The following is a 23645-nucleotide window of genomic DNA, read 5'->3' as shown; positions in this document are numbered from 1 at the left end:
CTCAGATCGCACACACGTGAAAGAGTTCAAAAAAAATCCCCAAACTACAAGCTTGGGGATTTGTGTATAAGAGACAGCGCTAAGTGCGAGGCTTTGTTGTTTGGGCAGCGTTATGTGTTAAGTACAAATTTCTCGATCGATTTTGCTACACCGTGGTCATCGTTGCTGACTGTGATGTAGTCTGCGATTTGTTTGGTTTCTTCCATTGCGTTCGCCATTGCGATACTAAGACCTGCGTATTCAAGCATGTGGTGGTCGTTCTCGGCATCGCCCATGCAAATCACTTCTTCAGCTTTGATACCCAAGTATTCAGCGATCGCGGAAATACCAATACCCTTGTTACTTGATGGGTTCAAGAACTCCAAGAAGAAAGGCGCGCTTTGCACTACCGTAAACTCTTTTTTTAACTCTGCAGGTAAAGTGGCAATAACTTCAGACAGTTTGTTTGGCTCTGCAACCATCATCGCCTTAATAATCGCATGATCATCTTCTAGAGCGTCGAAGTTCATTTCGGTAATTTCAAGACCGTTAATTCTCGCTTCGATGTCTGTGTAAGGGTTGTTTTCTTCTGTGATTAGGCCGTGCTCTTGGCTGAATGCGTGAACGTAAGCGCCAAGCTCGCGCGCTTTACGTGCGATCTTCTTTGCTGCTTTGCCATTGATGATCTGCTGGTGAATGATTTCTTCTGTACCAATGTTTTTTACCATTGATCCATTGTAGTAAAGCACGAAGTCTTTATCGGAATTGATGTTCAATTCGTCAAGTTTGTCTTGCATACCCTCAAGAGGGCGACCAGATGCCAATACGACAGTCACACCGGCTTCGCGAGCTTTGGCTATTGCCTGTTTGTTCTCATCTGAAATTACTTTGTCGCTGTTTAACAACGTACCGTCCATGTCGAGGGCGATCAGCTTGTACATCTTTACTTACCTTAAAATTGGGGAACCCGTGTATGAAACTACAAAAAGACCTATTTTAACAATTTATTTTTGGTTTAAATTGACCTGAGTGCGCCTCTCCATTAAGGTCTTCGCCTCGAAGTATTGTGAGTTGAGTGAGTTCTACGTTGTATAAGCTAAATGAGATGTTTGAAACCATCCAAGGGGAAGGGGTTTTCACCGGTGTGCCAGCGGTTTTCGTGCGTTTGCAAGTATGTCCGGTTGGGTGTTCTTGGTGCGATACGAAACAGACTTGGTACGCAGAAGAAGAAGACCAGCGCCAGATCGGTGATATCTTGGTGAAAACAGAAGATTCTCCAACGTGGTGTTTCGCATCTGCGGAAGACATCGTAGCTGAATACAAAAAGCAGAGCTTTAATGCGAAGCATATTGTGATCACTGGTGGCGAACCATGCATTTATGATTTACGTGCTTTGACGGCTGCATTTGAAGAAATGGGTTGCCAATGCCAAATCGAAACCAGCGGCACTTCAGAGGTCGTGACTTCAGAAAGCACATGGGTGACGGTGTCACCTAAAATTGCGATGAAGGGTAAGTTGCCAGTATTAAAGAGTGCTTTGGAGCGAGCGAATGAAATTAAGCATCCGGTCGGCACTCAAAAAGACATTGATCAGCTTGATGCATTGTTGGCGTCAGCAGAAATTGCAGAGAAGACTGTAATCGCACTTCAGCCTATCAGTCAGAAGCCTCGCGCTACACAACTGTGTATTGATACCTGTGTTGCTCGCAACTGGCGTTTGTCGGTTCAAACTCATAAATACCTAAGTATTGCTTAAGCTCGGAGAGAAAGATGAAAAAAGCAGTCGTTGTTTTCAGTGGTGGGCAGGACTCTACAACATGTCTGGTTCAAGCATTAAAAGAGTTTGACGAAGTACATGCCATCACATTCGATTACGGTCAGCGTCATAAGATGGAGATTGAAGTGGCTGAAAAAGTTGCAAAAGATCTTGGCGTTGCTGCACACAAAGTGATGGATGTTGGCTTACTGAATGAACTGGCCATCAGCTCTCTGACACGTGACGACATTCCAGTTTCTCATGAACTGCAAGAAAACGGTTTGCCGAATTCATTCGTTCCAGGTCGCAACATTTTGTTCCTGACGCTTGCTGGCATATACGCATACCAAATTGGCGCAGAAACCGTAATTACGGGTGTTTGTGAAACAGACTTTAGTGGTTACCCAGATTGTCGTGATGACTTTGTAAAAGCGATGAACAGTGCGCTGGTTAAAGGCATGGATCGTCAATTTGAAATCAAGACGCCATTGATGTGGTTGAACAAAGCAGAAACATGGGCTTTGGCCGATCAATATGACGCGTTGCAACTTGTCCGCGAAAACACGTTAACTTGTTACAACGGCATCATCGGTGATGGTTGTGGTGATTGCCCGTCATGCGACCTGCGCAAAGCGGGCTTAGATGACTATCTGAACAACAAAGACGCAGTTACGCAGTCGTTGATTCAAAAGCAGAAGACGGAAGGTCAATAGGCTCGTTGTAAGCATCAATCATAACGTTGTGCCCACTTTGCTTCGTTTGATATAAAGCTTGGTCTAGTATCGAATACAGTTCATCAAAGTTCGTTAATGGTTTTGATGTAGACAAATAGGCCAAGCTTGCTGTTACATTCAGTACCGTAGCATTTTCAGTTTTGATCTGCTTATCAGATATCGTTTTGTGTAGGCTTTGAACACGAAATGGCACGTCGATCTCATCGACATTCTTCAGAAGTAAAATAAACTCTTCACCGCCTAAGCGCCCAAGATATTCCCCTCTATTCAACTTAGCTCTAATCGCTTTGCATACGTGCTTTAATACGATGTCGCCAGTAGGGTGGCCATATTGATCATTGATAGACTTGAAGTTATCGAGATCGATAAGCGCTAAAACATAACGCATGTCTTCGGGCGCGTTGATTGTTTGTGCTCTAATTTTCTCAATAATTGTACTTCGATTAAGTGAACCGGTAAGACGATCTAATTTCGATTTTATGTTCGTTTTTCGTTGAATAAATAGGGCGACGAATAGCAAAGTCAGTAAGCAGAAAATGACGAAGTTATATGCTCTTTTTTGTTCTGCAAGCTTTTCGACTTCGAGTAACTTTAAGTTGCGCTCATTATTTATTTTTGTCAGCTGCAACTCGTATTCATATTCATTCTTGGTTAAATCGAGTGCCTCTATTGCTTTGACATTGTTTGCATCACGGTTCGCAAGTTCTAGCGTGGCGTAATCTTGATAATGAGATAGGGCGGCAAGATGGTTGCCCTGTTCTCGATAGGTTTGCGAAAGCAAAAGTTGGGCCTTAGCTTGCAATGCTGAATTTGAGTTTTCTGTCGCAAGTTCAAGTGCGGCAATACCATGTTCTAGCGCTTTTGCGAGCATTGTGTTTTTTAAGTATGCAAACCCTGCCGCCAAATGACTTTCTGTCTCTAAGCGTTTGTTTTCATATCGTTTACCGAGCTCTAGTGCGTTCCTGATGTAAGGTACAGCACTTTGTAAGTTTCCTGATTCAACGTACGCAGAACCAAGACCAAGATAGGTCAAGCCCTTACCGTATGGGTAGTCCATGTCTTCTAAGATAGTTAGTGCATTTTTGTAGTGACTAATGGCCTTATCATAGTCTTTAGATTTGTTATACATAGCCGCAAGACTGTGTTCGACCTGAGCAACTTCAAGTGGGGAGGCTTCAAGCTGTCGAGCGAGGAGCGCTTGAATAAGGTACTGTTCTGCTTGTTCGTACTGCCCAAGTACACTCAACAAATTGCCTACATCATTGTAAACTCCTGAAGGATCGCTTTGCGTTGGCATTTTGGTTAACAAGCGACGATAAAGCTCTAGAGCTACATCGTATTCGCCGCGGTAATCGAAGTTATTAGCAATAACGCGCAGAGCTAGATCACTTGGGAAACTTTCTGGGTGGTCGATTGCTAAATGATTGTTCAAAGAAGAGCAGAAGAAATTGGCTTTGTGGTACTGACCTTGTTGATTCAAGGTGTAGCACAATTGATAGTTCATTAAGGCTTTGCTCTCTACATCCTGATGCTGCTTGGTGCTTTGTAGCAACGCGGTGAAAAGGTTGACAGAATCATCATAGTTACCTTGTTTACGTTCTTTTAGCGCTAAAATGTATCGAGATTCTAGCTTCGCGAAACGGTTGTCTAAAATTTGGCTGCTGCCAAAGTAGGGCTGATCGATGTTGCCCATGTATTCATAGATGAGCCCGCTCACGTACAGCTTTTCACTGTCGGTATTTGCCGTGTGATAGCGATCTTGGAGCATACTCAAAGCCGATTCGACATTCGTCTTCAAAGTCGATTGATAGACAGCATGCCATTGGGTGATGCTTTGAGTGTCACTTGCGTTTGCTTGACTACCTAAAAATAGTGACGCAAGCAAAGAGAGCAGCGTACGCATAGTGATGTAACCTTATGTTCTTTCTAATATAGTTTGTTCGGTATGATATACCAATTGAGGTTGAGTCATTGTGACAAAACACGAAGGGTATAGATAATGAAATGAAGAAAACTATGCGCTCGGTCGAGCTTTATATCGAAAAGGTAAGTGAAAAGAGAGAAGACCCCAGCTTGGTGCTGAGGTCTTAAAGAATTAGCTTAGGTATAGTTTAGCTAGGTCTTGAGGTTCAAGCTCTTTACCTTCTAGCTGTGCGTTCCAGTTAGCACCAACAAGAACACCATCTTCAGCAAGAGTTAAAAGCCAATCTTCAACAAAGATATCCAGAGGAATCTCTAGTACTTCAAAATCTGCCCATTCTTCAACGTTGTGTGCTTCTGCATCTTCTTTAGCAGACCAAAAAGGCATGACTTCGCTGTTTTCGAATTCAGTTGAATCGCAAGATAACCAACCTTCTTCATTGCGTAGACCCCAAACTAGCTGGTTTTCTTTTGTTTCAGCAACAAAAAGATCAAGGTTTGCTTGGATATCTGTTGTAAGTTTGCTCATTTCAAAACTCTCATTGTTATGACGCGGCTAGATTACCATTAAAGTGTCGATTCCTAAAGCATAATACGGTTTTCGTACGCTTGAAAAAACAAAAGGAGCCGAAGCTCCTTTTATTAGGTTTTTGGAAGAGTAGTGAATATGGTCCACTCTTTCTTTATCTCACCTTTATAGCCGACAACGTAAGCCGTTACTCTTCTGTTCAGTGCGTGACTCACTTCGTCGGTACCCTCTGTCGCTAAATGGGTATCACCAAAACCGACAATGCGAACTCGGTTAGTATCAATGCCATAACGCAATAGCGCTTCGCGAACATTATTTGCGCGTCGTTTTGAAAGGTCTAAGTTGTGGGAAGAACCACCCACTTTACTGGCGTAACCTTGCAGTTCAATTGAGGTAGAAGGGTACTCTTTCAGAAATTCTGAGAGATCTCGAATTTGACGACGAAATACAGGGTTTATTTCGTCTGAATCATTGGTAAATAAAACGCGGACTTGCATCTTCTCGGATGCTTTAATGTATTCACCACACCCATCATTATCGATCTCTGACGTTACCGGAGTGCCAGGACACAAGTCACGAGCATTGATCACGCCATCATTGTCATCATCTTGCAGATCGGCAATTTGCTGAGCATCTGGGGTTGGCATGTAATCATATTCATCATTCGTTGCTGCGAAGCTGGCAGAAGCAAAAATACTTAGAGTGAATAGAACCTTTGTTACTTTCATGGTTTAGTACTCCACCTTCTGATTCCACTCGGTCGGGACGTCAACACGTAATGCATTTAATAGCTGGCCAGTGGCGTTCATGACTCGATACTTTGCATACTGTTCAGCGTATTTAGCATCTAAATAATCTTTTCGCGCTTCAAACAATTCATTTTCTGTATTAAGTAAGTCCAGCAAGGTTCGTTTACCGATACGGTACTGTTTCTCATACGCGATGACGGTTTGTGAAGCAGAGTCAACGTGATCTGATAAGAATTCCTTTTGTTGTAACGTCAGATCGAGAGCACTCCATGAGAGTCTCAAGCCTTCTTCAACGTTTCTATAAGCGCGTTCACGTAAGTCTTTTGCTTTGTTTAGTTGGTAGGCAAAACTCTCTGCATTTGCTGCGTCACTGCCCCCATTGTAAAGGTTGTAGCGCATTCTCAACATCGCAGTTGTTTCGTCACCACGCCCTTCAATACCACCAGCATCGTCACGCCATGTCTGAGCTGCTTCAACCGAAAGGGTTGGGTAATAGTTACCTTTTGACTGCTTATATTGAAACTTAGCTGAATCAACATCTGCAGTAGAAATCTTAATGACCGGATGGGAATCAAATGCCAACTCTACAGCATCATCTACCGTATATGGGATAAAGTTTTGATCGGCACGCGGAAAGGTAAGCCCTTGTGGAGATTGGCCGACAATGCGAGTAAACATGGTATGGCTATCAAACAGGTTATTTTGCGCTGCCGCTAAATTGCCGTGGGCTTTTGCCAGTCTGGCCTCAACTTGAGTCAAGTCAGCTGTTGAACCAATACCAGAGTCGACGCGCTTTTTAATGTCTTGATAAATTTTCTTGTGAACTTTCAAATTATTTTCGGAGAGTGTCAGGATTTCATAAGCCTTCACTGCATCCAAATAAACTTTAGTCACTTCTAGCGCTGTATCTTGAGCATCAGCAAGTAATTGATAGCGTACTGATTCTGCATCAGCTGCGGTTCTATCAATATCATTCAATGTTGCCGAACCATCCCAAATAAGCTGGGTAAGCGTGACAGTTGCTTCTTTACGCGTTAAATCCGTTGATTCGCGGCCCGCTTCCGCAGGATCGATACCTTCGTATCCAATACCCGCGTCAAGGTCGACAGAGGGAAGGTAAGCGCCACTCGAGGCTTCATTCACATACTGCTTACTTACGAATTCATTAAACGCACTTTTTATGTCTGGGTTTGTTTTAAGCGTATTTTCAACCGCTTGCTCTAATGTTTGCCCTAAAGCAGGGCTAGCGGCGAGCACACCCAAGCAAAAGGCGTTGGCACGAGTCCACTTCACTGTGATTCTCCTAGATTGTGAATTGTCTGGGGTGAGAAATCGTTCTTATAGATAGCGACACCTCTATAGGCGTCAATAATTTAACGTACAAAGCTATTAACAATCAACTATGGAACTAGTTGCTATACTTATCGATGTGTAAGTAAATCTTCAGTTACCGCACGGAAGGCACTTTATATTCTGAATAAAGATCATATTTTCAATACCTTATTCAGTATGGGTGTCCATATATTAGTGACGGTAGTCTCTTTTTATCACATGACACATCCTTCTGAGTAATATGTGACTTAGAAGTTGTAATTTAGTGTTAATGCACTGTTATTGCGCTATATATTCGGGCAATATATAACGAATAAGTATCAATGGTCAAAATGTTGACAGTAATTTTAGGTCAGAGGTTTATATGGATCGTACAGCCTTAGTTTCACTTGGTGGGCAATTAGTCGTAATAGGTTTGGATGGGCAGTTAAGAGCGCTTGCCGAAAACGAACAACCGTCACCTGGTGAGTTGATTGTTTCTAAAACTGGAGCTGAACCAGACAAGCTTCAGGTTTTAGTTGCAAAACAAGAAGGGGTGCAAGACGTTTCTGACGATGTTGCTCAAATTATTGACGCTCTTCGAGAAGGGCAAGACCCAACGTTGCTAAACGAAGATTTTGCACCAGCTGCAGGTCAAAGTAACGGTTCTAGTTTGCAAACTAGCGGCACTGTTGAACGCACTGCTGCAGAATTATTAGCCGACACGGATTTTGAAACCACCGGGTTGGCAGCGCTAGGTTTTTCTGAAACTCAAAATTTGTCATTAGCTGAGCTCTACTTAAGTAATATCCGTTCTGACGAAACATCTCCGACAGTTACCCCTGTGGCGCCTGTTGCGGAAGATGACAATATTCAAACCGACGAAGATATACCTGTCACAATTGATGTTCTAGCTAATGATACCGATCAAGACAGTGAAAACTTATCTATCGAATCTGCCACCGTGCCTGATGAGCAAGGAACAGTAGAAATTGTTGATGGTGAGTTGATCTATACTCCTGCTGAGGATTTCAATGGTGACGCAACGGTTACTTATGTAGTGACTGATGGAGAAATGACAGACGAAGCATCTGTGACAATCAGTGTGAATCCTGTTAACGATGCGCCAGTAGCAGTAGACGATATCGCTACTACTGATGAAGATACTCCGGTTACGATTGATGTTTTGCCAAATGATACTGATCTAGATAACGATACGTTAACCATCGTGAGAGCATCTGTTCCTATTGAACAAGGTATTGTTGAGATCATAGATGGCAAACTTGTTTTCACTCCAGCGGAGAATTTCAACGGCGAAGCAACTATCACTTATGTTGTTAGCGATGGTGAACTAACAGATGAAGCAACGGTTTCGGTTACTGTTAACCCTGTAAATGATGCACCAATAGCAAATGATGACAGCGCTACGACGGACGAAGATACGCCAGTCACCATTGATGTGCTACCAAACGACACCGATGTTGACGGTGACACACTGACCATAGTGAATGCGTCTGTTCCTGCAGAGCAAGGCACCGTTGAAATCGTAGACGGTAAGCTTGTTTTTACTCCTACAGAAAACTTCAACGGTGAAGCAACTATTAGCTACACAGTTTCTGATGGTGCATTAGAAGATGAAGCAGAAGTTTCGGTAATAGTTAATCCACTTAATGATGCTCCGACAACCGAAAATGCTATCCCATCCCAAGTTCTACCTGAGGATTTTGCTGAATACACCATTAACTTAAATGACGCGTTTAGCGATGTTGACGACGCAGATAGCGAATTGACGTTTGCCGTTTCTGGTAACAGCAACATTCAAGTATCGATTTTTGATGGCATCGCGACGATTACACCAACAGCAGACTGGAATGGTTCTGAGGAGTTGACGTTTACCGCGACAGACCCTGATGGTGAAAGCGTTAGCCAGACCGTTGAGTTCACAATCAATGCCGTTGCCGATATTGTTGCTGATAGTGCAGATATCGTTGAAGACACACCAACCATTTTGGATGTGTTAGATAATGATAGCTTCGAAGGGCAATCACCAGTTGTATCAGTCGAGACGGGCGATGGCCCAGTAAACGGCAGTGTGGTTGTTAATAATGACGGCACGATTACCTACACGCCAGACCAAGATTACAACGGCGCTGACGAGTTTACTTACACGGTTACTTCTGGTGGTGTGACCGAAACCACAACGGTTACGCTAAACGTCACGCCTGTTAACGACAAGCCAGTGGTTGAGAATACCATTGCAGACCAAGTTCTACCTGAGGACTTTGCTGAATATACCATCGATTTAAATGACGCGTTCAGTGACGTTGATAATGCAGATAGCGAACTGACGTTTACTGTTTCTGGCAACAACAACATTCAAGTATCGATCGTCGATGGTATCGCAACGATCACCCCAACAGCAGACTGGAATGGTTCTGAAGAGTTGACGTTTACCGCGACAGATCAAAGTGGTTTGGCTGTGAGTCAGACGGTTGGTTTCACAGTCAACGCCGTTGCCGACATTGTCGCTGACAGTGCGGATATCGTTGAAGATACACCAACAATTTTGGATGTGTTAGACAACGATAGCTTTGAAGTCCAATCACCAGTTGTATCCGTAGAAGCGGGCGATGGCCCTGCAAATGGCAGTGTGGTTGTGAACAACGACGGCACCATTACTTACACGCCAGACCAAGACTACAACGGCGCTGACGAGTTCTCTTACACAGTCACCTCTGGTGGTGTCACTGAGACTACGACGGTCACGCTAAACGTTACTCCAGTCAACGATAAACCAGTGGTAGAAAACACTATTGCTGACCAAGTTCTACCGGAAGACTTTGCTCAATACACCATCAACTTGAATGACGCATTTAGCGATGTTGACGATGCAGACAGCGAGCTGACGTTTAGTGTTTCTGGTAACAGCAATATCCAAGTATCGATTGTTGATGGTATTGCGACAATCACACCAACAGCAGACTGGAATGGCTCAGAAGAGTTAACGTTTACCGCGACAGATCCTGATGGTGAAAGCGTTAGCCAGACTGTTGATTTCACGGTTAACGCCGTCGCAGATATCGTTTCGGACAGCGCGAATATCGTTGAAGACACACCAACGATTTTGGATGTGTTAGACAATGATAGTTTCGAAGGCCAATCACCAGTTGTATCAGTAAAAGCGGGCAATGGCCCTGCAAATGGCAGTGTGGTTGTTAACGATGACGGCACCATTACCTACACACCAGACCGAGATTACAACGGTGCGGATGAGTTTACTTACACAGTCACGTCTGGTGGTGTCACTGAAACCACAACGGTTACGCTAAACGTTACGCCTGTTAACGACAAGCCAGCGGTAGAAAACACCATTGCCGATCAAGTTCTACCGGAAGACTTCGCTGAGTACACCATCAACTTGAATGATGCATTTAGTGATGTTGATAACTCAGATAGCGAGCTAACGTTTACTGTTTCTGGTAACAGCAACATTCAAGTGTCAATTGTCGATGGTATCGCGACGATCACCCCAACCGCTGACTGGAATGGTTCTGAAGAGCTTACTTTTACAGCCACAGATCCAAGTGGTTTGGAAGTGAGTCAGAAAGTTGATTTCACAGTCAATGCCGTTGCCGATATTGTCGCTGATAGTGCAGATATCGTTGAAGATACGCCAACCATTTTGGATGTGTTAGACAACGATAGTTTCGAAGGACAATCACCAGTTGTTACAGTTGAATCTGGAGATGGTCCGACTAACGGCAGTGTGGTTGTGAACAACGACGGCACGATCACTTACACGCCAGACCAAGATTACAACGGTGCGGATGAGTTCACTTACACGGTTACTTCTGGCGGTGTTACTGAAACCACAACAGTTACGCTGAACGTTACTCCTGTAAACGACAAGCCACTTAACGAAGACTTTGACCATAGCGCTGACGAACTTATTACTAACGTAATTTTTGATACTGATGATAAGCCTTTGGACCAAGGCTCAGAAAGCGATCATATTTCTGACGTTGAGGATGACTTAAATGGTGATGATCTTCAGATCCGGATAACAGAGCTACCTACATCTGGCACCTTGTATTTCAAAGATGAAAATGGCGATCTTCAAGAAATTACATCGGCCGATGGCTCGTTGTACAACAAAGACAGCATCTACTACGAAGCGGATAATGTTGGATTCTTGCTTGGTATCAAAGACAGACCTAATTCTCCAAATGGAGAAGAGTCAACGACGGATTTCTACAACTGGGGTTTAAGTGCAGACGGTGGTGAGTCACACAGTCGAACCGAATATCTAGTAAATGGAGCGTCTATTGATATCTCCTCTGATAGTGGTGTGCTAGCTCAATACAACCGAGAAGTCTCACATATTGGTCATGGTATTGCTGATAACGATGGGCAAGGCATTCAGCGCGGCGAAACCATCAGCATTGATTTGTCTGAGAACCCTGTTGGCAGCGTGAATCTTGGTCTGGATGGTCTAGGAGGCTTGTTTGAGCACGGCGACAACAATGCTGCTCTTATCACGGTGACATACCTTGATGCTAACGGCACAGAGCAAACTCAAGTTATTGAGTTCTTGAAGCCAGAAGGCAACAACATGCTATTCCAGGCGACTAGTATTGGCTTCGGTAAGGATTACCCTCTACCTGAAGGGGCGGTAATTACTCAATTAGACTTCTCGACCAAAACATCTGGGAATTGGGAGTTGCGTTATGTAGAGGGCTTCCCACCTGAAGATAGTTTTGACTACGTTGTAGTTGATTCTGGTAACGCTGAAAGTGACCCTGCAACGGTTACTATTGCTAATCAGGTTCTAGACGGCAACGTGTCGGAAAACGGTCCGGATCTATCTTTAACAGGGAACACTGTTACAGAAGGAGAAGACGTTACGTTTTCTGTGGTACTGGATGAGGCGACAGAAACGGCGGTTAAGTATCCAATAACTACATTGGCTCCAGGCTCATCGGCAGATGATTCAGACGTCAACCTCTCAAATGCAACCTACACGAATGGTGTTGTTTTTGCAGGCGGCTACCTGATTGTTCCTGCCGGCGTTAGTAGCTTCGAGATCATTGTGCCGACGATTGATGATCTTGTTGTTGAAAATGACGAGACGATGAAAGTTGAAATCGGTAGCGAGTCGGGCTCATCAACAATTTTGGATAATGATAGTACGTCACTTTCAGTGAGTAATGCTGGCGACGTGAGCGAAGGTTCTGACACAGTATTCACGGTGTCGCTGTCTAACGAAGTTCAAAGTCCTGTTGTCGTCAATCTAAGTTCAAAGACAGATGGCAACTACACAGCTGAAGATGAAGATCTTGGTAACATGACGGTGACTTATATTGACGGAGAAGGCCAAGAGCAGACTCTGGATGTTAGTCCAAGTGGAGACGTTACTATTCCTGCCGGAGTTACTGATATCACGGTAACAATAACAACGACACAAGACGATGTTTACGAAGGTGCAGAATCTTTCGGCTTGGTTGTGACCGAAACTGGCGGTATTACATCAAACGGCGTGGCGAGTGGTGAGGCAGTGATAAAGGATGATGGCTCAGCTGTCGGTCCAACAACGCCTGATAACGATAAGCCGCTGCTATCTATCAGCGGTGGTGGTGATATTAATGAAGGGGAAGAAGCAATATTTGTTGTTTCTTTATCTAATCAAACAGAGTCACCAGTCGTTATCAATTTGGCCACGAGCACGAGTGGCGCATATACAGCAGAAAACTCTGACATTAATGATTTTGTCGTAACCTACAAAGACAGTGAAGGCGAAACGAAATCACTAACCGTTTCAGATAATGGTGATGTCACTATTCCTGCAGGTATTACTGCAATCGAAGTATCTGTTCCTACGACTCAGGATGATGTCTACGAAGGCTCTGAGAGCTTTGGTTTAGTCGCGACGGAGTCTGCTGGCATCACTTCAAATGGTTCTGCCGTTGGTCAAGCGAACATAAAAGATGACGGCTCTGTTGTGGGGCCGACAACACCAGACAACGACAAGCCTACGCTAACCGTAGATGGTGGCGGGAATGTCGATGAAGGTGAAAATGCAGTCTTTACGGTTTCGTTATCAAATCAAACTGAAAGCGCTGTTGTTGTTAACTTATCGGTAGAGGCGGACGGAAACTATTCAGCAGAGGATAATGACCTTGGCGATTTAGTTGTGACTTATGTAGACACTAATGGCCAAACACAACCATTGAATGTTGATGGAAATGGGAATGTAACAATACCTGCGGGAATCCAGGATATCACGGTTACGGTGCCGACTAACGAAGATCATATCTACGAGGGAAATGAAACGTTTGGCCTCACTGTGACAGAAAGTCATGGGGTGACAACTAATGGTCAAGCGACTGGCCAGGCAACAATTTTAGACGCAGAAAGTGCACCAAAAGTAAGTATTGTTGCCGACCAAGACAGCGTCAACGAAGGCCAAACCGCAGGCTTTACAGTGAGCTTGGACCAAGTTGCTGATGAGAAAGTAACGGTTGAGTTCGAATACTCTGGTACTGCTCAAGATGGCTCTGACTTTACTGGCGTGGCAAGTATTGAAGTACCAGCCGGTCAGGCTTCAGTTGACCTAGACATCACTACGCTAACTGATGGTACTTATGAAGGTGCAGAGTCATTTACTGTCACAATCAAAGATGTAGAAGGTGCAGACGCAACGGCTTCGACGAACAACAGTGCGAGCGTGACTATCAATGACGCCCAGCAAGCACCGAAAGTCAGCATCGTTGCTGATGCAGGCTCTACCGCTGAAGGTGGTGATGCGAACTTTACTGTAAGTATCGACCAGAAAGCGGATGAGGATGTCGTGGTGACATTCACGATTGGTGGTGATGTTGATAGTGATGATTACACTGCGCCAAACACTTACACCGTGACTATTCCAGCGGGTCAAACTTCAGTCGCCCTTGATATTGAGACGCTAGATGACGGTATCTATGAAGGTGCTGAAGATCTGACAGTGACGCTAACTGGAACGAGTGGTGCAGACTCTTCGCTGAATACGGCTTCTAAAGAGGCATCTGTTTCTATCGCAGACGCTCAGCATGCTCCGGAGTTTATTTCTGACGGTGATCTTCCTGGCGATGCAGCAAACAATGATGTTTATGACTTTGGCACCGTAAATGAAAACAGTGTTAGTGGCACTGTTGTGGGTACGCTTGTTGCTGAAGATCTAGATAACGATGAACTTACTTACAGTTTTGCTGATGGAACAACAACGAACGGTCTATTTGATCTTGACCCATCGACGGGTGAGGTTTCACTCAACAAGACTATTGATGATGTTGATTTAGGCGAATATACACTGCAGGTGAAGGTTGCCGATGGTACGGGTGGCGTAGACACTGCAGAGGTTAATGTTTCACTTGTAAACGTTAATGATGCACCAGAAGCTTCACCTTCGTCAGTTACCACTCTAGAAGACTCCCAAGTTACTCTGGATTGGGCATCATTTGGCGTCACGGATGTCGACTCAGACACATCGACGCTGTCTGTCCAAATTACATCGCTTCCTAGCGACGGTGCACTTGAGTACAAAGATGAGCAAGGAAATTGGCAGGCGGTTCAAACAGACCAAGTACTGAGTAAATCGCAGTTTGATGCCGATGGTGTACGTTTCACTCCAGAGGTAAACGAATCTGGTGATGACAGCTTCACTGGAAATGGGGTTGGTAACCAAGAAGGGAACTATGCGCAAATTGGCTTTAAACCAACAGATGGGGAAGATACGGGGCAAGAATCCGTATTGACGATTGATGTCACCCCAGATGCAGATGCGCCGAATTTGGTTACAGTGACTCCAGGGTTATCTCTTCCTCAACAAGATTTCAACGTGACTTCTTGGACAAATGTCATTGTTGGTTCTGATAACGGTCAAGGTGTTGCGGGACAAGTTTTGATTGATGCTATTGAAGCTTTAGATTTAGAAGATGGCAGCCAATCGACCACCACCAATGTTCAGGATACCGCGTCAGGGGCAACAGCAGCGGATGAAGCCGTATTAGTGACGGCGCTGGTCTACTTGGAAGCGGGAACCAGTTATGATTTTACTGGACGAGCAGATGACAGCTTAGCGATCAAAATTGGTGGAACACTGGTTGATGAAGCTCGTTGGGGTAATGGTAGGGGTGATATTAAGGGAGATGCGTTTGTACCTACATCTTCCGGATTTTACCCAATCGAAATCTATCATCACAACCAGAGTGGGCCTGGCAATTTTAATGTAGATGTCTCTATCAACGGCCAAACGGCAGTTGATTTAAGTAACAGCAACTTGTATGTGGTGAGTGACTCAGCTGCTTTGGACGCAGTCGATGTAAGAACTTCTGAGTTAAAAGAAGTAGACGGTGTTCAGTTCTACGAGACTTATGAAGTCAATGAAGGGTTGCAAGATACCGCTATTCCAATTTCAGAAATTAGAGCAAGCCTGACTGATACTGATGGCTCTGAATCACTTGCAGTGACATTAAAAGGTTTGCCAATTGGAGCGGTGCTCTCTGATGGAGCGAATTCTATTACGGTAGCGACGGTGAACGAAGCACTGGATGTTACAGGATGGTCACTTGACTCTTTGACGGTGACACCACCAGCGGGATCGCACGATGACTTTACCATTGCGGTAACGGCGACAAGTACAGAAAGCTCGAATGGTGATACTGAAGACTCACATGCCACGATTAATGTCGTCGTGCATGAAAATCTAGCGACAAACACAGCTAGTGATGTTGGCATCACGAATGAAGATGCGTCGCTACAGGGTAACGTTTTATCGAATGATACTGATGGCGATAATGTCCTATTGGTCGACCATATTACAGTTAACAATACAGACTACGCTGTTGGTGAAACGGTCTCGCTAGATAGTGGTTCATTGGTGGTAAACCAAGACGGTAGCTACAAGTTCGAACCGGTTGAACATTGGTCTGGTGATGTTCCATCGATTACATACACCACGAATACTGGCGCAACAGAGACATTGGATATTGAGGTCGTTGCTGTCGCAGACGCGCCAAAAGTTACGATTTCAGTTGGCGATATTTCAAAGAACGATGCGGTTGATTCAAACCACAGCCTAGTTACATCAGCGATTGATAGTACCAAACCTCAGAATGCATCAGTTGCCGCTGGGCTGGGGCTAGACAGTGTTTATCAAGAAGACAACCCACCAGCAAACGTAATGCTTGGCAATAATAACGACATTTCAGATACAGATAGTCTGTTTGTTGGTACCGATTACAACGATACCTTCTATGGTGGTGGCGGTGACGATGTCTTTGTTGGAGGTGGGCAGAATGACTCATTCTATGGTGATGATGCTTCAACCATCACGGAACACGATGGGACAGATACGGTTTACTTAACAGGTAACTTTAGTGACTACGAGTTTACCTTCAAGAATAACCATGGTGGTGATGTTCCATACTGGATCTTCTTGGATAACCGCTCTATCGATTCGGTTAATGACAATACAGGACAAGAAGACCGTGGGGATCACTTATATGAGATCGAGCGTGTCGTCTTTGCCGACAAAGTAGTAGAACTTAACCCTGACGGGACTTATCAGATACTGCAAGATCGTTGGATTCCTATCGATATTAATGTCGATTTAGTCGACGCTGATGGCAGCGAGAGCTTGAACCAAACTGTTCTCATCGACGGCTTACCATCGGGCGTAGAGCTATACGTAAATGACCTGATAGTTACTCCAGAGCCCAATGGCAGTTACCTTGTCAATATCGATAGTCAAGGCCACGCATCGTTGGAGATTAAAGTACCATTCGATTATGAAGGCAGCTTTGATTTTCCTATGAGTGTTACCGCAACGTCTGTAGAAGCATCAAATAATGACGCCGCAACGACAACGGAATCGGTTGACATTACTGCTCGTGAGTTTGAGCTTAAGTCAGGTTCGCACGGCGATGACACGATCAAAGGTAGTGCCGACAATGACCTCATTGTTGGTGATGTTCAAGGTTTAGAAATCATTGCAGGACAGGATTACAACATTGCGTTTGTGCTTGATACGTCTGGCAGCATGGGCAGCTGGGTTGGTAGTGCAAAAGATGAAGTTCTGGACGTTTTTGATGAGCTACTTGCATCCGTTAACCAAGGTGTTGAGCCTGGTACGGTAAACATATTGCTTTCTGAGTTTGCTACTGGGGCGACGAAGGTGATTGAAGTGGATCTGAGTTCTGCAACTGCAAGAACTGATTTTGTCGAGGAACTCAATAAGATCGGTGATTACGGTAGTGGTAATACGAACTATGAATCTGGTTTGCAATCGGCAGTCGATTGGTTTGGTACTCAGCCAAACGTCAATGGAGAAAATATCACATACTTTATTACCGACGGTCAGCCAAATACATACGATAACCTCGACAATATAAAGCGTCCTGAATTCTCTAAAGTCATACTTGATGTGGGTGACGATGGGCAGCTTGTTACGTTGCAAGATGTGGTTAATGATAACAGCTACAGCTTTGGTCAAACCGTTAGTTACAAAGGTAACGTCTTAATCAACAGTGATGGGCATCTTTTCTCTCCTCAAACGGGGCAGAAAATCGGTGATATAGACCGTAAGAATGGAATCCTTGAATACGATGACAGAGGTGGAAGTTCCGTTCAGGCTCAGCATATGTATCAAGTTCTAGCTCTCCTTTCGAGTGTGGAGGCAATCGGTCTGGGAAGCGGCGTATCGGAAAGCATACTGCAACAATACGACACCGATGGCGTTGTCGAATCAGAAATTGATGTTACGAAACTTGCAGAAACGATACTTGGTCAAGATGTTCCATTGAAACAAGGTTCGGATATCATCCGCGGTGGAGAGGGTGATGACATCCTTCTTGGTGACTTGATCGAGTTTGGTGGCAATGAACAGGGAATCAGTGCAATTCAATCCCATGTCGCACAAGAAACTGGTCAAGATATTTCTAAAGTTGATGCCGAAGCTATTCATACTTATGTGAAAGATCATATCGATGAATTTAATCAAAACCACCAAGGAGATAAAGCAGATTCACTCTATGGAGAACAAGGTGACGACATCTTATTTGGTCACGGCGGGAACGATATCTTGGTCGGTGGCGAAGGGGACGACATCCTTATAGGTGGTTCTGGTGATGATATCTTTAAACTTGTCGATGAAGGTTCCGGAATTCGAGATGGTGAGATTGATACGATCACAGACTTCACTAAAGGCGAAGATAAGATTGATATTTCTGATTTGCTTCATACTGATAATTCAGACTCTATTGATTCACTACTTGCGAACAATGAGATTGGGTTGGAAGCCGATGGAGAGAACCTGATCCTAACGATTTCAGAATCGGATGGTTCATCTAGCCAGAAACTCGTGATTGAGGGAGGCTCAAGTCAGTACGGTGAATACCTTAACGATGGCGTATTATCCCCAATAGATGGCAGTGCAATCTTGAATGATCTGCTTAAGATCAACGATTTATCTAGTAACTAGGTAAACCGTAAGGCAGTACTATCAATCAAAAAGGTCTAGTAAACACTAGACCTTTTTAGTTTATGTGAGCGTATGGGCTTAGCTAGCTTTTAGGAAGAGTGGTGAAAATGGTCCATTCTTTCTTCACTTCTCCTTTGTATCCGACGACGGTAGCGGTGACTCGTCGGTTAAGCGCATGACTTGTTTCATCCGTGCCAGTAGACGCCAGAATCGTATCTCCGTAGCCGACAATGGTTACTCGGTTCGGTGATATGCCATTTTGAAGCAAGATTCTTCTTACATTTTCAGCTCGGCGTTTGGATAAGTCTAAGTTATGTTGCGAAGTCCCTGTTCGGCTCGCATATCCTTGAAGTTCAATAGAAGTGCTTGGGTATTCTTTTAAGAACTCAGATAACTCACGGAGCTGTTGTGAAAAGATAGGATTGATTTCGTCTGAATCGTTCGCAAACAAGACTCGAATTTGCATTTCTTGGGACGTTTTTAAGAATTCCCCACATCCATCATTATCGATTTCTGAACCAATCGGTGTACCAGGACACAAATCTCGAGCATTGATGACACCATCTCGATCATCATCGATCAGGTCGGCAATTTGATTGGCGGTGGGTGTTTCAATGTACTCGTATTCATCGCCCGTTTCGGTATTAGAATTAGAACTGCACGCTGAAATCAAACACGCCATGAAAAAAATAGGTATTACTCTCATATTAATACTCCACTTTCTCTAGCCACTCTTGCGGAATATCGACGCGCAAAGAGTTGAGCAGTTGTCCTGTAGCATTCATTACGCGGTATTTTGCGTATTGCTCGGCGTATTTTGAATCCAGATAATCCTTACGTGCTTCGAAAAGTTCATTCTCAGTGTTGAGCAAATCCAAGAGAGTTCGTTTGCCAATGCGGTATTGCTTTTCGTAGGCAATTACGGTCTCTGCTGCGGAGTCTACGTGATCAGATAAGAATTCTTTTTGCTGCAAGGTTAAATCTAAAGCACTCCAAGAAAGTCGTAACCCTTCTTCTATATTCTTGTATGCGGACGCGCGTAAATCTTTCGCCTTGTTTAATTGGTAGGCGAAATTTTCTGAGTTTGCCGCATCGCTGCCTCCGTTATAAAGGTTGTATCTTAAACGCAACATTGCGAGTGTTTCGTCACTTCGACCTTCAATACCATCTGCATCATCTCGCCAAGTTTGTGAAGCTTCGATAGAGACAGTAGGGAGGTTAACCCCTTTGGATTGCTTGTACTGGAACTTAGCTGAGTCGACATCAGCAACCGCTACTTTCACCACTGGGTGTTCCTCAAAAGCGATTCCTACAGCTTCATCGACAGTATATGGAATGAAGTTCTCATCAGCTCTAGGGAAAATTAGGCCTTGTGGGGATTGACCCACTAACCGAGTAAACATGGTATGTGTGTCATAGAGGTTGTTTTGTGCAGCAGCAAGATTGCCGTGCGCTTTTGCTAAACGTGCTTCTACCTGCGTCAAATCTGCAGTGGAACCGATACCGGAGTTCACACGCTTTTTAATATCTGAGTAAATGCGTTTGTGCACCGCTAGATTGTTTTCAGACAAGGTCAAAATTTCATAGGCTTTCACCGCATCTAAATAAACTTTTGTCACCTCTAGCGCTTTGTCCGATGCATCAGCAAGGAGTTGATAACGCAGTGACTCTGCGTCTGCCGCAGTTCGATCGATGTCGTTCAGAGTTGCAGACCCATCCCAGATAAGTTGGGTTAAGGTCACGGCCGCTTCTTTACGGGTTAAGTCGGTTTGTCCACGTCCGACACTCTCGGCTGGATCAATTCCCTCGTAACCAATACCAGCGTCTAAATCAATTTGTGGTAAATATGCGCCTGATGAAGCGTCGTTAACGTAACGACTACTTGTGAATTCGTTAAATGCAGCTTTCAAATCAGGGTTTGTTTTCAGCGTTAAGGCTACAGCCTGTTCTAACGTTTGACCGAAAATAGGAAATGACACTATTAGGCAACTGCAGCACGCTATGCTTAGTCGGCTCCACTTCACGGCGATTCTCCCAGAAAAATCCATACAATTTGCCGCTCTCACAAATGAGATTCAACGACATTAAACAGCGGTTGAATGCATTATTTATCAACTCACTGTTATCCCTAGGCTTTTGAGGTTAATTCTCAGCCTGACCCCTTATAACACCGTAGCACATATGACTAAGTTTGCTTATGTTTTAAGCGAAATTCCTCAAAAAAAATCCTGATTTTTTAAGGTCATAGCGCTTTTGAACCGTTTGGCTTTATCGATCTTCACTTGTCCCGCCCCTAGGAAAGTAAAGCTCTGAGAACCGTGTAGGTAAGCAAAATTTGCGATTATTTTGACTAAACTATAGTCGTAAATGATGAGGTGACAAACTTTTGACGCAGCACGATGCGAGTCGAGGTAACTATGAATAATGCAACCTTACGCTCATTATTGGGCCAGACAGTGGTTATCGGTTTAGACGGTAATTTAAGAGAGTTGGAACAGGGCGAAGCTCCGGCTCAAGGTGAAGTGCTAGTCTCTGATTTATCGAATGAATCTACGCCTAACGTGCGGATTGTGACTCAGGAAAGTCAGGAGCCTATAGAGATTACTGACGACGTTGCGAGAGTTGTAGAGGCGATAGCACAAGGTGATGACCCAACACTGTTAGGAACAGAATTTGAACCAGCAGCGGGTGAAAGTGACGGTTCTAGCCCTCAAGCGACAGGCGTTATAGACCGGACGGGGGCTGAACGCCTTGCTGCGACAGACTTTGAAACTATCGGTCTTGAATCACTAGGTCTATCTGAAACACAAATTTTGTCCTTGCTAGAACTCTATTTCGGAGGTTTTTTCTCACAACCGAGTCAAATTGCTGACGTCATTATCCAAGACATATCTAGCCCAACGGTGAACGAAGGTGAAGACGTAAACTTTGATGTCACTCTTGATGGGACAACAAGCGAAGAAACCGAGTTAGCGTTTTCTTTGGATGATGGCAGTGCGTCAGGTGGACAAGAAGACAGTGGCGTTGACTTCCTCAATAACATCGTGACGATTACTTTTGAAGATGGCACAGAGCAGCAAGCGAGCGTCGATGAAAATGGTGATTTCATTATTGTTGTACCAAGTGAGACGACCACTTTTACTGTCACTGTACAAACGTTTAATGATGAACTTTTAGAAGGTGATGAAACTTTCACTCTCAGTGGTTCAACGCCAAATCAACAAGCCCTTGTCACTGGCACAGCAACCATCAGCGATGATGGGGATGGTCCGGGAGAGAATCCTGATGATGATCGCCCTACTGTGCTTTCTATCTCAGATGTCACCGTTAATGAGGGAGAGCCTGCGGTTTTTGAGGTCGTCTTAAGCAATCAAAGTGAATCTGAAACGTCTGTCACTCTTACACTTGCCGACGGCAGTGCAACAGGAGGGAGTGACTTCGATAACACATCTGTTTTGGTTACCTTCTCAGACGGTACATCGCAATCTGTAAGCGTCGCAGAGGACGGTTCTTTCACAGTGATGGTTCCTGCAAATGATACTGACTTTTCTATCACGGTCGTAACGAACAATGATGAAATACTTGAAGGGGATGAAACGTTTACGCTCACTGCAAGTACACCTACTCAAGAAGAGCCCGCAGAAGGAACAGCAACCATAAGCGATGATGGTGATGGTCCTGGGCAAAATCCAGACGATGATCGACCTAATGTTGCATCTATTACGGATGCAACGGTAAATGAGGGCGAGGCGGCTACGCTTGTCGTAAATCTCAGTAACCCGAGTACAACAAACACCGTAGTTACCATGCAACTTGCAGGTGATACTGCGACAAGTGGTGTGGATTTTTCGGACACAACCGTCACGATCACGTTTTCAGATAATACCAGCGAAGTCGTGTTACTGAATCCAGACGGTACGTTTGAGGTAAATGTACCCGAAAACACAACGACTTTCAGTGTTACGGTCGATACCTTCGATGACGATATTTTGGAAGGTGCGGAGACTTTCACGCTGACTGGTACAACATCGACACAAAGCACACCAGCACAAGGCACGGGTACCATTGTTGACGATGGCACTGGGCCAGGTCCTGAGCCAGATGATGACCGTCCAGTTGTTGCTTCAATTAGCAACGCAACAGTCAATGAAGGTGATCCTGCCACATTAGATGTCACCTTGAGCAATCCAAGCACGACCGATACAGTTGTGAGCATGACACTTGCTGATGGTACTGCTGACGGTGGAGTGGACTACACCGATACGTCAGTCACCATCACTTATGCAGATAACTCAACGCAAGTGGTGGCCGTGAATCCAGATGGTACGTTCGATGTGACTGTGCCTGCGAATGATACAACCTACAGCGTTACGGTGAATACTATCGATGACGATATTTTGGAAGGTGCGGAGACTTTCACGCTGACTGGTACAACATCGACACAAAGCACACCAGCACAAGGCGCGGGTACCATTGTTGATGATGGTACTGGCCCAGGTCCTGAGCCAGATGATGATCGCCCAACCGTCGCTTCAATCACAGACGCAACCGTGAGCGAAGGAGATCCTGCCACATTAGATGTCACGTTAAGCAATCCGAGTACGACAGATACTGTTGTGAGTATGACACTTTCTGATGGCACTGCTGACGGTGGCGTGGATTACTCCGATACCTCAGTCACCATCACTTATGCGGACAACTCAACACAAGTTGTGGTTGTAAATCCAGATGGTACGTTTGACGTTACTGTGCCTGCGAATGACACGACTTACAGTGTTACTGTGAACACCACCGATGACGATGTTTTTGAAGGACCTGAAACCTTTACGCTGACTGGTTCTACGTCAACTCAAAATACTCCTGTCCAAGGTACCGGTACGATTGTTGATGACGGTAGTGGCCCAGGACCAAATCCAGATGATGATCGCCCAGTTGTTGCTTCAATTAGTAACACCACGGTCAATGAAGGTGATCCTGCGACATTAGATGTCACACTAAGCAATCCAAGCACGACCGACACAGTTGTCAGCATGACACTTGCTGATGGCACTGCCGACGGTGGTGTGGATTACACTGATACCTCAGTCACCATCACTTATGCGGATAACTCAACCCAAGTGGTGGCTGTGAGCCCAGATGGTACGTTCGATGT

Annotated in this window: 11 protein-coding genes; 4 read left to right on the top strand and 7 right to left on the bottom strand. The window is 44.7% G+C overall.

All coding sequences use genetic code 11. The annotated features are described in order from the left end of the window. Positions 1-110: 110 nt before the first annotated feature. Positions 111-920, bottom strand: coding sequence for a Cof-type HAD-IIB family hydrolase (locus OQJ86_RS23650; protein ID WP_265991456.1), 810 nt, complete (start codon positions 918-920; stop codon positions 111-113). Between the two features lie 164 nt (positions 921-1084). Here OQJ86_RS23650 and queE point away from each other — a divergent pair, with 164 nt between their 5' ends. After that, positions 1085-1735: a 7-carboxy-7-deazaguanine synthase QueE gene (queE, locus tag OQJ86_RS23645; RefSeq protein ID WP_038867601.1), complete on the top strand. Its 651-nt coding sequence runs from the start codon at positions 1085-1087 to the stop codon at positions 1733-1735. Between the two features lie 14 nt (positions 1736-1749). Next, positions 1750-2448, top strand: coding sequence for a 7-cyano-7-deazaguanine synthase QueC (gene queC, locus OQJ86_RS23640; RefSeq protein ID WP_265991454.1), 699 nt, complete (start codon positions 1750-1752; stop codon positions 2446-2448). On the opposite strand, the gene OQJ86_RS23635 is transcribed toward queC, so the two are convergent. The 4 genes from OQJ86_RS23635 to OQJ86_RS23620 all read right to left on the bottom strand — a co-directional run bounded on the left by OQJ86_RS23635 (position 2405) and on the right by OQJ86_RS23620 (position 6960). Beyond that, a complete protein-coding gene (locus OQJ86_RS23635; RefSeq protein ID WP_038867605.1) occupies positions 2405-4372 on the bottom strand; it encodes a GGDEF domain-containing protein in 1968 nt (655 codons plus the stop codon). The two genes, queC and OQJ86_RS23635, sit on opposite strands and share 44 nt — an antisense overlap. Positions 4373-4564: 192 nt before the next feature. Continuing rightward, positions 4565-4918 carry a DUF2750 domain-containing protein gene (locus OQJ86_RS23630; protein WP_038867608.1) on the bottom strand — a complete coding sequence of 118 codons (354 nt, stop codon included), beginning with the start codon at positions 4916-4918 and terminating at the stop codon, positions 4565-4567. 113 nt (positions 4919-5031) lie between these two features. Continuing rightward, a complete protein-coding gene (locus OQJ86_RS23625; protein ID WP_265991450.1) occupies positions 5032-5646 on the bottom strand; it encodes an OmpA family protein in 615 nt (204 codons plus the stop codon). Between the two features lie 3 nt (positions 5647-5649). Further along, the gene (locus OQJ86_RS23620) at positions 5650-6960 is read right to left on the bottom strand and encodes a TolC family outer membrane protein (protein WP_038867610.1); all 1311 of its coding nucleotides are present in this window, start codon (positions 6958-6960) and stop codon (positions 5650-5652) included. A 403-nt stretch (positions 6961-7363) separates the two neighbouring features. On the opposite strand from OQJ86_RS23620, the gene OQJ86_RS23615 reads away from it, so the two are divergent. Next, complete coding sequence (locus tag OQJ86_RS23615; RefSeq protein ID WP_265991447.1) at positions 7364-18493, top strand: tandem-95 repeat protein; 11130 nt, start codon at positions 7364-7366, stop codon at positions 18491-18493. Between the two features lie 82 nt (positions 18494-18575). Here the strand turns inward: OQJ86_RS23615 and OQJ86_RS23610 are convergent, their stop codons facing one another. Both OQJ86_RS23610 and OQJ86_RS23605 read right to left on the bottom strand, forming a co-directional pair. Then, complete coding sequence (locus tag OQJ86_RS23610; RefSeq protein WP_038873742.1) at positions 18576-19199, bottom strand: OmpA family protein; 624 nt, start codon at positions 19197-19199, stop codon at positions 18576-18578. 1 nt (position 19200) lies between these two features. Next, on the bottom strand, positions 19201-20541 hold the full coding sequence (locus tag OQJ86_RS23605; protein ID WP_102389162.1) for a TolC family outer membrane protein: 1341 nt from the start codon (positions 20539-20541) through the stop codon (positions 19201-19203). 369 nt (positions 20542-20910) lie between these two features. On the opposite strand from OQJ86_RS23605, the gene OQJ86_RS23600 reads away from it, so the two are divergent. Continuing rightward, the coding region (locus tag OQJ86_RS23600; protein ID WP_323054564.1) for a beta strand repeat-containing protein at positions 20911-23645 on the top strand (2735 nt) is incomplete at its 3' end.

This window comes from Vibrio sp. Sgm 5 (genome assembly GCF_026241575.1).
Lineage (GTDB): Bacteria > Pseudomonadota > Gammaproteobacteria > Enterobacterales > Vibrionaceae > Vibrio > Vibrio jasicida.
Note: the sequence above shows the minus strand (reverse complement) of the source record. Positions and strands in the feature narration are given on the sequence as shown.